The following is a 14,392-nucleotide window of genomic DNA, read 5'->3' as shown; positions in this document are numbered from 1 at the left end:
GCCGCCCGGCGAGCGCCGACCAGATCGCGCGCATTCGCCGGGCGTCGGTGTAATTGCGGCGACTTGACCGTCGTCGATAGCTGATCTTGTTGCACCGCACCGGGCGCCGACGGCGAAGGGCCCGGAGCGTTCCCGCACCGGGCCCCCGCCGTGCCGCGCCGGCCTACGTCGGAGGCGGCGAGATGTCGCAGTTGAGCCGGCGGCCCTCCTTGAGCGCCACCGTGTTGGGGTGGTTCTCCCCCAGCGCCCGGCGGCTGCGCTCCAGCGTCAGCATGTAGAGCTCGTCGGCGCCGACCGGGTCGTGCGTCGCTCGCCGGCTCACCACCAGGTTGGTCGCCGCCGCGAGCGTGTCCGGGTTCTCCTCGCCGAGCACCTTCTCCAGCGACGCGCGGACGCCCTCGTCGACCTCGCGGGCGCCGTGCATGTCGCCGTCGTCGAACATCAGGTTGGCGAGGTTGATGCGCGAGGACAGCGTGTACGGGTGCTCGGCGCCGAGCGCCTGCTCGAACCGGTCGCACGCCTGGCGGGCGAACGCCCGGGCGTCCTCGGGCTTGGCGTTGAGCCGGGCGAAGATGGCCAGGTTGTTCAGGGCGGCCAGCCGGAACGGGTGCTTCTCGTCGTACAGCGTCTCGTAGCCGGTCAGCACCTGCCGGCCGACGCGCTCGGCCGCGTCGCCGTTGCCCAGCGCCGACTCCTCGAACGCCGCGTTCATGAGGCAGGACAGCGTGTCCGGGTGCTCCTCGCCGTGCAGGTCCCGGTAGCGCTGCAGGGTGTCGTTGGTCAGCTGCCGCGCGGACCGGATGTCGCCGAGCTTGCGCAGCGTCACCGCCATGTTCTTGGCCGCGCGCAGGGTCGCCGGTGCCGAGTCGCCGAGCAGGCCGCGGTAGGACTGCAGCGTCGTCTCCAGCAGCTCCCGCGACTCGTCCAGGCGCCCGATGGCCCGCAGGTCGTGCGCGTAGTTGTTGGCCGCGAGCAGGGTGTTGAGGTTGCGGTCACCGAAGATGCGGCGCCGGCGGGCGAGGGTGTCCTCGTCGTATGCGGCCGCTCCCCGGAAGTCCCCGACGAGCCGCAGCGACACGGCGAGGTTGTTCTCCGCCGACAGCGTCCGGTCGTGGTCCTCGCCGAACGTGCGCTGCGCCCGGTCGTAGGTCTCCTCGGCCAGCCCCCGGGCCTCCTCGAACCGGCCCAGCGCGCGAAGGTCGGCGGCCACGCCGCCGGCCGTCATGACGATGTACGGGTCGTCCTCCTCCTCGACGGTCTCCTTGAGCCGGGCCAGCGCGTGCTGGTCGATCTCGAGGGCGCGGTCGAACATCGCCTGCGAGCGCAGGGCGTTGCCGAGGTGGAAGTCGAGCAGCAGCGTCACCTGGTCCTCGCCGATGCGCGAGTCGGCGCGCCACAGCTCGACGGTCTCCTCCGCCAGCTCCTGGCTGCTGGAGAAGTCGCCGCGGGACCACAGGTAGCGCACCACGTCGACGACGAACAGCCGCACCTGCATGTCGGAGGAGTAGTTCGCCCGCGAGCCGCGCACGTGCGGCAGGAGCCGGGCGTAGGCCGGCCAGCTCGACACCTCGTCGGGGTCGGAGCGCTCGGCGGTGGCCAGCACCTGGTACACGTGCCGCCGGTTCTCCTCCCGCTCCTGCGGCGAGAGGCTGTCCTGGATGACCGCCTGGACCAGCCGGTGAATCTGCATGATCGTCTGGCCGGTGTCGACGGAGGCCAGCGCGTACCGCCCGATCTGGCGCATCAGCCGGCCCTGGCGGATCGGGTCGTGCAGCGCCGGGTCGAACTCCAGCAGCGGCTGGGTGAAGCGCGGGGTGTACAGCAGCCGCGTCGGGATCGGCTCGGGCGCGAAGAACGCGCAGATCTCCAGCAGCTTCGCCGCCGCCGGGGACTGCCGCCGCAGCTGCTCCAGCGACAGCTGCCACGTCGCCGCGGTCGAGCGGTCGTAGCCGATCGGCGGGTTCTCGTCGAGGATGCGCAGCGGCTGGGTGTCCAGCAGCTCCAGGTAGCGGCTCACCGGCATGCCGGTCTCCGACAGCCAGGCCGCGGCCTGCTCGATCGCCAGCGGCAGGTCGCCGAGGCGGTTGGCGACGGCCTCGGCGTCGGCGACCGCCAGGCCCGTCACCCGGCGGGTCAGGAACGTGACGCTCTCCGCCCGGCTGAACGTGTTGATCTCCACGACCTGGGCGTCCTGCGTCCACTCCTGGTTGCGGGAGGTCAGCAGCACGTGGCCGGCGCCCTGCGGGATGAACTCGCGGATCGTCTCCGGCTCGCCGACGTTGTCGAAGATGAGCAGCCAGCGGCGGTACGGCCGGCCCTGGCGCAGCGCCTCGCGGACCATCCGGACGCTCTCGCCGAGGGTGTCCGCCTCCTGCAGCTTGAGCTCCCGGGCCAGTTCGCCGAGTGCGGACCGGACCTGGGAGACCTGCTCGGCGGAGATCCACCAGACGAGGTCGTAGTCGGCGGCGAAGCGGTGCGCGTACTCGATCGCCACCTGCGTCTTGCCCACCCCGCCGAGGCCGTAGAGCGCCTGCGGCGACACGACGTTGGCGCTGGCCGACAGCCGGTCGCGCAGCTGTTCGAGGGTGTCGCGGCGGCCCGTGAAGGCGGGGTTGCGCTGCGGGACGTTCCAGATCGGCGGCGGCGCGCCCGGGAAGCGCGGCCCGTCGTCGTCGGGCTCCAGCAGCGCCGTGTGCAGCGGCGCGCCCATCGCGGTCAGCAGCGCCTCGTGCGCGCGCTCGCGCGGCTGGTTGGCCAGCTCCGCGGGCAGCCGCTCGGTGAACGGCGGCGTGATGCGCGTGGCGTCGAGCCGGATCGGCACCACCGCCGGCGCGCCCGCCGAGGTGCGGCTGTCCAGCAGCGTCCACAGCGGCGCCGCCTGCGGCGAGGAGACGTAGTCCTTGCTCAGCAGCACCAGGGTGCGCCCGACGGTGGTCAGGCGCCGCTCCATCTCGGCGACGAAGTGCGGCCCGGTGACGGAGTCGATGTCCAGCAGCGCCACCCGCATGTCGATGTCGACCAGCCGCTGCTTGATCCACTCGGCCCACATGCGGTCGACGGCGGCGTAGCTGATGAGCACGTCGGAGGCGCTGGTCGGGCGGGGCCGCTCGAACTCGTACAGCCACCGCCGCCGCTCGGCCTCGTCCATGGCCGGCATCTCGCGCACCGAGCCCTCGGTGAGCACGCCGACGAGCCGTTCGAAGGCGGCCAGCAGCGAGGTCTCCAGGCGCGGCCGCTCGGCGAAGGTCGCGAGGATCTCCTCGTAGGCGAAGTACGGCTTGTAGGGCACCTCCACGTCGCCCCAGTACCGGTTCGCCTCGTCGGGGTTCGCGTGGTCCAGGAACGGCCGGAAGCGCCGGCGGGCATGGTCGCGGCCGATCTCGAGCTTGACCTGCTCGGCGTCCTCGACCCGCATGAGCACCGGCAGGAACCGCAGCGCCCGGCCGCGGCGCTGGTGGCGGATCGACTCGCTCACCGCGACGGCGCCGTCGACGCTCTGGATGCTCAGCGTGAAGCAGTTGACCACGACGTCGGGCAGCAGCACCGTGCACACGCCGGCCGCGTCGCTCAGGCCGGTGCGGCTGTCGACCAGGACGTAGTCGTAGTGCTGGCGCATGTTGCGGGCCAGCGCGTCGATGAACGCCGCGCCGGGCAGCCGGTCGTAGAACTTCGGCCAGTCGAACGTGCTGACCGCGGCGGCGTAGGACCGCGTCTGGCGCCCCGACGGCAGCAGGTCGACGCCACCCTTGCCGGGGAAGCGCCATTCCAGCGAGACCGCGTGGTCGAGCACCTGGGCCTGCGCGTCGATCCAGCCGAGGTCGTCGTCGCGGTCGGGCTGCAGCGCGGCGGTGACGAAGTCGGTGAGCATCTCGATGACGCCCGGGGAGTTGCGCAGCTCCTTGTCCAGCAGGAACGGGTGGAAGTACCGGTGCAGGCCCGGCGACTCGAGGTCCCAGTCGACCACGAGCACCCGGTAGCCGTTGCTGGCGAGGATCCAGGCCACGTTCGCGAGGGTCATCGTGCGGCCGGAGCCGCCCTTGTACGAGTAGAAGGTCACGATCCGGCCGGACGCCGCCGGTGCTTCGTCTGTCGCGGTCATCGTGCCTCCTTTACGGGCCTTCGAGAATGGGGCGCGGGGCATAGTCGCCGGGCGGGGGGCGGCGGTAGACGCGGCCGTCGGCGACGAGGCGGTTGCGCGCCTCGGCCAGCACCACGGCCAGGTCGGCCTCGAACGACGGCCAGGTGAGCACGCTGCGGCGCAGCATCACCTCGTCGAGGCGGCGTTCGTTGTTGCCGAGGGTGTCGTGCATGAGGTCCGCGAGCCGGGCGCTGTGCGCCTGCGTCTGCGCGTCGGCGGCGCTCATCACCACGAGCATCGCTGAGACGTGGTCGCGATGATGGTCGTACTCGAGCAGCCTCTCCCGGTGCGCGGCGATCTCTGCGCTCCAGGGGTCGACGAGCAGCACGACGATGTGGTTGTACTGCTGCGCCACCTTGACCCGGTCGGCGAGGCGGTCCAGGCCGGTGAACAGCGACTCGAAGCCGAACTCCGAGGCGACCTTCTGCGCATACTCCCGCAGCGGCTGCGGCTGCTGCGGCCCGAACGGCGCCCAGTGCAGCGCGTCGGCGCCGTAGAAGTCGCCGTCGCGCTCGATCGCCTCGGCCTCGGCGCGGGTCGGCGCGGCGACCACGAAGTGGATGGTCTGGCCGGTGCCGAAGCGCGCGGGCAGCTCGCCGCTGTCCTCCGGGCCGGCCTTGGCCGGGTGGAAGGCGCTCTCCAGCTGCTCGAAGTCCAGGTCGGTGAAGCCCCGCGGCGGCGGCGTGCGCCCCGCGGCGACGATGTGCTCGGCGATCGTGGACACGAAGTCGATGTAGGCGTCGTGCATGCGCTGTAATCGCAGCAGCTGCCGCAGCCCGCGCCGTCGGTAGTCGTCCTCCTGCACGTCGAGGTCGTAGTGCACGGAGCGGGCGACCTCGGGCAGCTCGCGCGGCGGCAGCCAGACGATCGGGATCAGGCCCGGTAGCGGGGTGCTGTCGTCGCGGGCCGAAGGGCGCGAGCGCAGCTCGAACAACTTCCATTCCTTGCCGCAGGGGCGGCTCAGGAAGTACGCCGGCGAATACAGGGCCAGAAAACACGAGCACTCGGCGATCGCATTGACGAGGGCCTGCGGCCAGTGCTGCCCGGGCTCGATGTTGTGGTTGTCGAGGAAGCCGACCTCGTCGTCATGGCTGCGCCCGGCGTGGACCCGGACCTCGCTGCAGAGATCGTTGTAGAACTTCCTTACGAACAGGTCGTCCGGCCCGCGCGCGTAGCTGAGAAAAAAGTACAGCACACGTCCTCCGCGGGCATGACGGATCCGACCCCCAAGGACATCAGTATATAGATCAACATGCAATGGCAGCACCCCCGCCGAATCGAATTCCGGCGGGGGTGCTGCACAATCGTCCTAACCGACGATGCGTTCCGGCCACGTCGCGGTGTCGCGCCAGTCGCCGGGGCGGACGCTCATCCCGGCCACCGTCGCCTCCATCTGCTCCTTGGCGTACCCCTTCGATGCCACGTCGACGTCGTAGCCGTCGACGTCGAAGGAGCGGGAGTAGTCGGAGGCGTTGCCCTCGGCAAGCACGCCGGGCGGCAGGCTGATCTGCGGCTGGAGCGCCGCGCCGTGTGAGCCCTTCGGGGCCGGTACGACCGGGGAAAGCTCCAGCCACGCCCACTTGTCGCCGTCGGCAATGCCCAGCTGCGCCCGGCTCACCGGATTGGACCGGCCGAGGGCGTCGTTGGCGTCGTAGCCGCGCAGGACCAGCAGGCACGACACCGGCCGGGAGCCGGCGGGCAGGCTCGCCAGGTGCAGCGGCAGCGCGCAGCGGAAGGCCTTGTCCAGGCGCAGCCCGGCGGCGATCGCGGCGAGGGCGGCCTGATCGGGCGCCGTGCCGAAGCCCTGCGCCTGCGCCCACAGGCCGTCGACGGGCTGCCACCGCAGCAGCAGCTGCTTGCCGGCCGCGCTGAGCGTGGCGGGCCGGCCGGCGACGCTCGTGGCCGTTGTGGTGGCACCGGCCCAGTCCGCCTTCGGCGTGAACAGCTCGCTGTCGCGCACGGCGTCGAGCGTCCCGGCGGTGGTGGCGACGGAGACGCGGTACACCGTGCCGTCGGCCCGGTTGATCGCGACGGACTCGAGGCCGTCGCCGCTCTCCCAGGTCAGGTACGCCGCCCGCAGGCGCGCGGGGTCGATCGTGAAGTGCAGCACCGCCGGGTCGGCGCCCACCGTGCCCGGTGCGTCGGCCGCGCCCCGCACGCCCGCGGCCGGCGGCAGCGCCGGAGCGGCGCCGTCGGCCGGCGGCGGGTCGGTGCCCCGCCACGACTGCGCTGCCGACAGCTGCGGGTCCGGCTCCGGCGAGCCGGGCAGGGCCGCGCGGTCGGCGCCGACGCCGGGCAGCAGGGCGGCGCCGGCGATCACGGCGCCGATCGCGGCGGCGGCTCCGCCGGCCCGCAGGGCGTAGGACAGGCCGCGCCGGCGGCGGCCCTGCCGCACCGCGGCGTCGAAGAGCGCAATGGTGTCGACGGGGCGCTCGGCGCGCTCGCCGAAGCTCTCCTGCAGCTGGAGTTCGAGATCGTTCATCGCACGTGCTCCGTCATCTCGGTCCGGGCGCGCAGCGTGGCCAGCGCGCGCTGGGCGGTGGTGCGGACGGTCACCGGTGAGCAGCGGAGGATCTCGGCGATGGTCTGGTCGTCGAGGTCCTCGTAGTAGCGCAGGACCAGCACGGCGCGCTGGCGCACGGGCAGCCGCGCGACGAGCCGCAGCAGCCGGTCGCGCTCGGCCAGGACGCTGCCGATGTCGGCGCTGCCGCCGGGCGGCGGTTCGGGCGGTACGGCGACGCTGAGCTCGCCGCTGGCGCGCCGGCGCCACCAGGAGGCGTTGGCGTTGACCAGCATCCGTCGCACGTACACGTCGGGCCGGTCGGCCTTCGACACGCGCCGCCAGTGCACGAAGGCCTTGGCCAGCACGTCCTGGACGAGGTCGTCGGCGCGGTCGTCGTCGCCGGTGAGCAGCCGGGCGAAGCGCACCAGCGCCGTGCCCCGGCTGTGCACGTACTCCTCGAACGTCACGTCGCCCGTCCCCTCGTGTCGGCGAACCGTCGTGTCGGCGAACCGTCGTGTTGGCGAACCGTCCACCAACAGACGCCGTGGGGGCCTCTGGATGTTCTGCCGAGTTTTGGCGGTACCGGCTAAGCCTGATCGGCGGTGGCGAACGGCACCGTGTCGATGCCGAGCGCGAGGGCGACAGCGCCGAGCGAGGCCGCGCGCAGCGACAGGGCGCTCTGCACGACCTCGACGGCCTCGGCCGCGGCGGCCAGGGCGGTCTCGGCGAGGCCGCGCTGCAGCGGCTCGCGCAGCAGGTCGGTGGCGGCGCCGAGCTCGTCGCCGAGCAGCACCCGCTGCGGGTTGATGAGGTTGACGAGGTTGCCCAGCGCGTAGCCGAGCTGCGTGCCGGCGTCGATGATGAGGCGCCGGCAGCCGGCGTCGCCCGCGTGTGCGTACTCGATCAGGCCGCCGAGGTCGTGCAGCTCCGGATGGGACTGGCGGGCGTGCGCGAGCAGGGCCCGGCCGCCGACGGCGAGCTCGACGCAGCCGCGGTTGCCGCACCGGCAGACCGCGCCGCGGGCGTCGAGCGTGACGTGGCCGAGCTCCCCGGCGGTGCCGGCGGCGCCGCGGTAGAGCCGGCCGTCGAGCACGATGCCGGCGCCGATCCCGGTGGCCAGCTTGACGTAGACGAGGTCGGTGCAGCCACGGCCGGCGCCCCAGACGTACTCGCCGAGGGCGGCCAGGTTGGCGTCGTTGTCGACCCGCACGGGCAGGCCGAGGCGGGCGGTGAGCTCCTCGGCCGGGCGCAGGTCGGCCCAGCCGGGCAGCATCGGCGGCGAGCCGATGCGCCAGTCGCGGGTGATCGGTGCGGGCACGCCGAGCCCGACGCCGACGACCTCGTCGCGGCTGGCGCCGATGTCGCCCAGCGCGGCGTCGACGAGGCCGACGGCGAGCTCCAGGGCGTCCTGCGGCCGGTCGTCGATGTCGAAGTCGGTGCGGGCCTCGCGCTCGGCGATGACGGCGTGCCCGAGGTCGGCGACGGCGACACGCACGTGCCGGCGGCCGATGTCGGCGCCGACGGCGACCCCGGCGCGGCGGGTCAGCTGGACCACGGAGGCGGGGCGCCCGCCGACGGGCCGGGCGGCCGCGCCGACCTTCTCGCTCACCAGGCCGGCGCCGCCGAGGTCGGTGAGCACGGCCGAGACGGTCGGGCGGGACAGGCCGCTCAGCGACACGAGCTCGGCGCGGGTGCGGGGGCCGTACAGGCGCAGGGTATCCGCGACCCTCCTGGCGGTCCCGCCCAGCTCGCGGCGCCACAGGTCGCGGGGATGCGTCTGCTGCGCCGCCACGGCGCGTAATCTTCCTTGCCGCAAATGGGTTATGTCAAGGCCTTACCGAACTCCTCGCCGCCCCGGTTGCGCCCGGGGCGGCGAGGTTCGCCGGAATCTAGATGTTCCAGACCTGGAAGGTGGACAGCTGGCCGGCCGGCCAGCCGGTGTTCGAGCTGAAGTTCAGCCGGAAGTACCGCTGGCTGGTCGCCGTGAACGTGATGGTCACGGTGTTGCTGGAGCCGGGCGCGAACGTGTAGTCGGTCGCGGCCTTGACCTCGGTGAACGTCGACCCGTCGGTGCTGCCCTGGACCTGGATGCGCTCGACGCGCTGGCCCCAGCTCGCCGGGAGCTGCAGCACGATCCGGGAGGCGCTCTGCGCCGAGCCGAGGTCGACCTGGACCCACTGCGGGAAGGCGTTGTTGGCGCTCTCCCAGTAGGTGTTCTGGTCGGCGTCGGTGACGTTGCCCGAGCCGTACACCTGCGTGTGGCTCGACTCCGACGTCGGCTTGCCGGCGGCGAGGTTGGTCGCCGTCGTGCCCTGGCCGGTGCCGCTCAGCGCGACCGTGGTCGGGCTGTTGTTGGCGTTGCTGGTGACGGTGAGCGTGCCGGTGCGGGTGCCCGACGCCGTGGGACGGAACGTCACGTTGACCACGCAGGAGGCACCGACCGCGATCGAGCCGCACGTGTTGGTCTGGGCGAAGTCGCCCGTGACGCTGACGCCCGAGACGGTGGCCGCCGCGGTGCCGGTGTTGGTGATGGTGACCGCCTGCGACGCGCTGGTGGTGTTCAGCGCCTGCGTGGCGAAGGTGAGCGAGGACGGGCTGGCGCTGAGCACCGGCGCGTTCGGCGTGCCGCCGCCGCTGGGGTACACCTCGAGCTCGGCGACCTGCGCGGCCGGCCAGCCGGTGTTGGCGGTGACGTTGATCCGCACGTAGCGGACGTTGCTCGCCGGCACCGTGATCGCGACGGTGTTGCCCGACGCGGGGTCGAAGGTCCGCCCGGCCGAGGCCGACAGGGTGGTGTTGAAGTTGGTGCCGTCGGTGCTGCCGAGGACGGACAGCGTCTGCGTGCGGGTCGCCCACGCCGAGTCCGGCGGGAGCTTCAGCGTGACCTTGCCGATGCTGCTGACCGCGCCCAGGTCGACCTGGATCCACTGCGGGAAGGCGTTGTTGGCGCTCTCCCAGTAGGTGGCGGCGTTGCCGTCGGTCGCCGTGGCCGGCGCCTGCGTGCCGTTGACCTGGCTGCTGGCGGTGACCGGCTTGTTGAGCGCGATGTTGGTGTCGGTGCCGATGCCGCTGCCGGACAGGCCCACGACGGTCGGGCTGTTGTTGGCGTTGCTGGTGACCGTCAGCGAGCCGGTGCGCGAGCCCGAGGCCGTCGGGGTGAACTTCACCGTGACGGTGCAGGAGGCGCCGACGGCGATGCTGCTGCCGCAGGTGTTGGTCTGGCTGAAGTCACCGGACGCGGCGATGTTCGACACGTTGGCGGTGGTGGTGCCGGAGTTGTTCAGCGTGACCGTCTGCGTGGCCGAGGAGGTCCCGACGACGGTACCGCCGAAGGTCAGGCTGCCCGGGTTGGCGTTCACGATCGGGCCGGGGGCGACACCGGTGCCGGACAGCGGCACGGTGTTGGTGATGCCCGAGGCGGTGACCGTGAGGGTACCCGTGCGCGTGCCCGCCGAGGCGGGGCTGAACGTCACGTTGATGGTGCAGGAGGCGCCCGCGGCGATGCTGCTGCCACAGTTGTTGGTCTGGGCGAACTCGCTGGTGACCGAGATGGTGCCGACGGGAGCGGCGCCGGTGCCGGAGTTGGTGACCGTGACCGCCTGCGACGGGCTGGTCGAGCCGGTGACGACGCTGCCGAAGCCGACCGCGCTCGGGCTGATGTTGATGCTCGAGCCGTTGTCCGGCAGGTACGGCGGGAAGGTCGGGTTCTGGATGTTCGAGCAGGCCGTGCCGGACAGGCCGCTGTTGCCGCCGCCGTCGGTGAGCGTGAAGCCGACGCCGCAGTTGTAGATCGCGGCCGGGGCCTGCACGCCGGTGGCGCTGGAGTTGCTGATCGTCGCCGCGCCGCCGACCTGCTCCTGGATGGCCCAGGTGCCGGTGTTCTGGATCGTCGCGTTGTTGATCTTCACGTTGGAGATGTTCGAGCCCGACACGAACTGGACAGCCTCGAACGGGCTCTGCTGGATCAGGATGTTGTCGACATTGGTCAGGCCGGTCATGCCGCCGTCGCGGGCGTCGAACCACAGCGCGCCGACGCCGAACTGCCAGTTCGGGTCGAGGCTGCCGGAGCGGATGATCGTGTTGCGCAGCACGTCGGTGCGGCCCAGCGTCGTGGAGGCGAAGCGCTGCGCGACGTGGATGCCGCCGCCCTGCGACAGGCCGGAGTCCACGACCCGGTTGTCGGTCACGAAGTTGTCGTGCCCGCCGTAGATCGCGATGCCGTTGGCCAGGATCGGGTACTGCACCGTGTTGTGGTCGAACGAGTTGTTCGCATCGGCGTTCTGCTCGGCCCACATCGCCAGGCCGTCGTCGCCGGCGTTGCGCACGTCGGAGTTCGTCACCTTGGAGTTGGTGACGCCGTTGTGGAAGTTCACGCCGTCGGCGGTGTAGTTGCGCAGCCGCATCTGGTTGAACACCAGGTTGTTGAACGGCCCGTCCATCCACGCGCCGACCTTGAGGTGCTCGATCCACACCCGGTCCACGGTGGAGTTGCTCAGCGCGCCGCCGATGCCGTTGACCTGGTCGCCGTCGTTGCGCTCCTGGACGTTGCCGAAGATGGCGAAGTCGGAGAGGTGGACGTTGGAGCCGCCGTTGGGCGCCCACCCGCCGTAGAAGCCGGGCGCATTGCCGACGATCCGCGAGCGCCACATGCCGGCGCCCTTGATGGTGACGTTGTTCAGGATGATGTGACTGCACCCCATGCCACAGCCGGGGTTGCTGCCGGGGATCCGGAATGTGCCTTCCGGGATCCACACAGTGCCACCAGCACCCGCTGCGGCGATCGCCGAGTTGAACGCCGCCGTCGAGTCGGCCGCGCCGGACGGGTCGGCACCCTTGCTGGTCACCGAGACCGAGCCGCTGGGCTGCGACAGCGCCGGGGCGACGTTCTCGAAGTCGGCGAAGTCGATCGTGTACGACGATGCGGTCGAGTCCGAGTCGACCTGCAGCTTGAACTTCGTCCCGGCCGGGTAGGTGGTCGGGAAGAGCCGGTTGACCTCGTCGTAGAAGTGGTGGGGGTTGCTGCCCGGCGAGTTGGTGAACGGGTAGCCGCCGTAGTACCAGCTGTAGGCGTTCGTCAGCGTGAAGTTGGTGCTGCGGGTGCCGTCGATGTACAGCGAGATCGGGGCGGTGTAGACCGACCCGCCGCCGGTGTCCGGGATGCTGTACCGGAACACGATGGAGTTCGTCGCCACCGGGGTGGTGAACTCGACGAACTTGCCGGACCCTTGCAGCGTCACCGCCTTGCGGTAGGACGCCTCGGACGGCAGCGTGTTGTACGCCGCACTCGGCCCGATGATGGTCCCGTTGGTGGCGGCGTTCTCGGCCTGGACCTCGACGTAGGGCAGGGTCGCACCGACGCCGCCGGTGGCGGCCGCAAGGGCCGGCGTCGCCACGGCGACGGCCACGCCTGCGGCGGCGAGCGTCGCGCCGGCGACGAGGGCGGCGGTTCGCGCCCGAGGTCGCTTGGTTCGGATGTGCCGGAGCATGGTGTTTGCTCGCTTTCGACGTGTCTGGCACGCGACCCATCGCCCCACGCCCCCGGTTGGCGGTTCGGGCGCGCAGGTTGACTGCGTTCGATTGGTTCGAAGCTTCCGAAGGGTCGGTACGGCGGGGTGAAGGCCGCTGCCTAGGGCGGACATCGGCCGTTTGGGGGACACCGGTCGGCGGTTTGTCGGTGCAAGAGGGACGGTAACGCCGCCGACACCGCCGCGCAATATCCAGACGCGTCCCTGTTTGATTCTTGCTCCGCTTCGCAAGAGCACGACAGGACTGTGTATCAAAGCTCGCTGCGCTCGCCCCGGAACCCCCTCAACCCCCGCAGCGGCGCGCCCGACGCGCGCGCCCAGGATGCACGGCCGCACCCCGCAGGTTCGCATCGACGATCCGCACGTCCCGCGGCGGCGCACACCCTCGAAGCATCGACCGGGTCCGTAGCACGGTGGTTTATGGTGTTTCGGTGAGGCTGGTCCCGGTGGTGGAGATGTCGACGTCCCAGCCCTCCCTGCTCAACGTCGACCACGCGACGCTGATCGCCCCCATCCACCTGGACACGAAGGCCCGCCTCCTGCGCAAGGACCAGCAGACCTGGGCGGTCACGTTCGTGGTGAACATCGGCGGCACGGCCAACATGTATGCGACGCGCCGCTCCTTCTCGGGCGAGCAGGAGGCGCTGGCCTGGATCGCGTCGCTCGCCGACGTCGTCCCGTAGCCCCGACCGGCGTTGCCCCGGTCAGCGTTGCCCCGGTCAGCGTTGCCCCGGTCAGCGTTCGGGCCGGACGAGGCCGCTCTCGTAGGCGAGCACCACCGCCTGCACCCGGTCCCGCAGCCCCAGCTTGGCCAGCACCCGCCCGACGTGGGTCTTCACGGTCGTCTCGGCAACGCGCAGCCGCTCCCCGATCTCGGCGTTGGACAGCCCTTCGGCCACGAGCAGCAGCACCTGCCGCTCCCGGTCGGTGAGCAGCTCGAGCCGCTCGAGCCCGGCCCCACCCCGCCCCGGCACGGCGGACGGCGCCGCCAGCACGAACCGGTCGGCGAACCGGTCGAGCAGCCGCCGCGTCACGTTGGGCGCCACGACGGCGTCGCCGGCGGCCACGACTCGGATGGCGGCGAGCAACTCGGCCGGCAGCGCGTTCTTGAGCAGGAACCCGCTGGCACCGGCCCGAAGCGCCGCGAACGCGTCCTCGTCGGTGTCGAACGTGGTCAGCACGAGCACCCGCGGCCCGCCGTCGATGCCCGCCACCTCCGCGGTCGCGGCCACCCCGTCCATGACCGGCATGCGGATGTCCATGACCACGACGTCGGCGGCGACCGTGCGCAACAGCCGCAGCGCCTCGGCCCCGTCTCCCGCCTCGCCGACCACCGCCATGTCCGCCTGCGCCGACAGGATCATCCGGAACCCGGCCCGCACCAGCTCCTGGTCATCGACCACGACCACCCGGATCGTCCCCGTCACACCACACCCCCACCCGCATCCGCCTCAACCACCGGCCGCACCACCCCGGCACCCGCTCCCCCAGACAACTGCCGCTCGTCCGAGTCCGCAGCCACAAGCGACCGCAGCTCGCCCGAGTCCGCAGCAACAAGCGACTCCAGCTCGACCGGGTCCGGACCTTCGAACGAGCGCGGATCGGCCGGGCCCCGGGCGTCGGAGGCCAGCCGGATCGTCGCGACCACTCGCCAGCCGCCGTCGCCGTGCGGCCCGGCCGTGAAGGTGCCACCGTGGACCGCGGTGCGCTCGCGCATTCCGACCAGGCCATGGCCGACGATGCTGCCCGTCGGCGCAACCAACGCGGGGCCGGTGGCCGGCGATCGGCCGCGCACGGATCCGGCGACGCCGCCGTCGTCGGTAGCGGTAATAGTCAGAGTGTCGGCGGAGTGCTCAAGGCGGACCGTGATCGCCGCGCCGGCACCGGCGTGGCGGAGGGCGTTGGTGACCGACTCCTGCACGATCCGATAGGCGGCCAGGTCCTCCGCGGCCGTCAGGGACCGCGACAAACCGGCGGTCTCGAAGGTCACCCGCAGCCCCGCCGCGGACGCCCGCACCGACGGGCGCAGCGCCAGGTGCCCCAGGGCCAGGGCGTAGACGGCGGCGAGGACGGGCACGGGGTGGCGGCGGCGCCAGAGCAGCGAAACCGCCATCAACAGGCCCGCGGCGAGCACCGGGACCGGCGCCAGCATGCGCTCCAGATAGAGCAGCAGCACCAGCCCCGCGGCGACCCCGGCGTCGAACACCCTCTCCCTCACGCGGACCA

General features: G+C 71.9%; 9 protein-coding genes. 1 reads left to right on the top strand and 8 read right to left on the bottom strand.

The genetic code is table 11. The features are described 5' to 3' along the window. Positions 1-163 precede the first annotated feature (163 nt). From fxsT to ABD901_RS26810, 6 genes are all read right to left on the bottom strand, one after another. A complete protein-coding gene (gene fxsT / locus ABD901_RS26835) occupies positions 164-4,099 on the bottom strand; it encodes an FxSxx-COOH system tetratricopeptide repeat protein (protein WP_345130359.1) in 3,936 nt (1,311 codons plus the stop codon). Positions 4,100-4,109: 10 nt separating this feature from the next. After that, positions 4,110-5,333, bottom strand: a complete 1,224-nt coding sequence (locus ABD901_RS26830; RefSeq protein WP_345130357.1) for a TIR-like protein FxsC — start codon at positions 5,331-5,333, stop codon at positions 4,110-4,112. A gap of 114 nt (positions 5,334-5,447) precedes the next feature. Beyond that, positions 5,448-6,620 (bottom strand): hypothetical protein, encoded by a 1,173-nt coding sequence (locus tag ABD901_RS26825; protein WP_345130354.1) that lies wholly within the window; start codon positions 6,618-6,620, stop codon positions 5,448-5,450. Beyond that, positions 6,617-7,108, bottom strand: a complete 492-nt coding sequence (locus ABD901_RS26820) for a SigE family RNA polymerase sigma factor (protein ID WP_345130352.1) — start codon at positions 7,106-7,108, stop codon at positions 6,617-6,619. The genes ABD901_RS26825 and ABD901_RS26820 overlap by 4 nt, the downstream gene beginning before the upstream one ends. Before the next feature lie 119 nt (positions 7,109-7,227). Next, entirely contained in the window at positions 7,228-8,433 is a 1,206-nt protein-coding gene (locus tag ABD901_RS26815; RefSeq protein WP_345130350.1) for an ROK family transcriptional regulator, read from the bottom strand. Between the two features lie 97 nt (positions 8,434-8,530). Then, positions 8,531-12,127 (bottom strand): choice-of-anchor D domain-containing protein, encoded by a 3,597-nt coding sequence (locus ABD901_RS26810; RefSeq protein ID WP_345130348.1) that lies wholly within the window; start codon positions 12,125-12,127, stop codon positions 8,531-8,533. Between the two features lie 470 nt (positions 12,128-12,597). Between ABD901_RS26810 and ABD901_RS26805 the strand changes: the two genes are divergently transcribed. Next, positions 12,598-12,849: a hypothetical protein gene (locus ABD901_RS26805; protein ID WP_345130347.1), complete on the top strand. Its 252-nt coding sequence runs from the start codon at positions 12,598-12,600 to the stop codon at positions 12,847-12,849. Between the two features lie 51 nt (positions 12,850-12,900). Here ABD901_RS26805 and ABD901_RS26800 read toward each other — a convergent pair whose 3' ends face one another. After that, the gene (locus ABD901_RS26800; RefSeq protein WP_345130346.1) at positions 12,901-13,593 is read right to left on the bottom strand and encodes a response regulator transcription factor; all 693 of its coding nucleotides are present in this window, start codon (positions 13,591-13,593) and stop codon (positions 12,901-12,903) included. After that, entirely contained in the window at positions 13,590-14,384 is a 795-nt protein-coding gene (locus tag ABD901_RS26795; RefSeq protein WP_345130345.1) for a sensor histidine kinase, read from the bottom strand. Before ABD901_RS26795 ends, ABD901_RS26800 begins: the two co-directional genes overlap by 4 nt. Positions 14,385-14,392: the final 8 nt, after the last annotated feature.

The organism is Dactylosporangium darangshiense (assembly GCF_039537565.1).
Taxonomy (GTDB): domain Bacteria; phylum Actinomycetota; class Actinomycetes; order Mycobacteriales; family Micromonosporaceae; genus Dactylosporangium; species Dactylosporangium darangshiense.
This window is presented reverse-complemented; position numbering and strand designations above follow the sequence as displayed.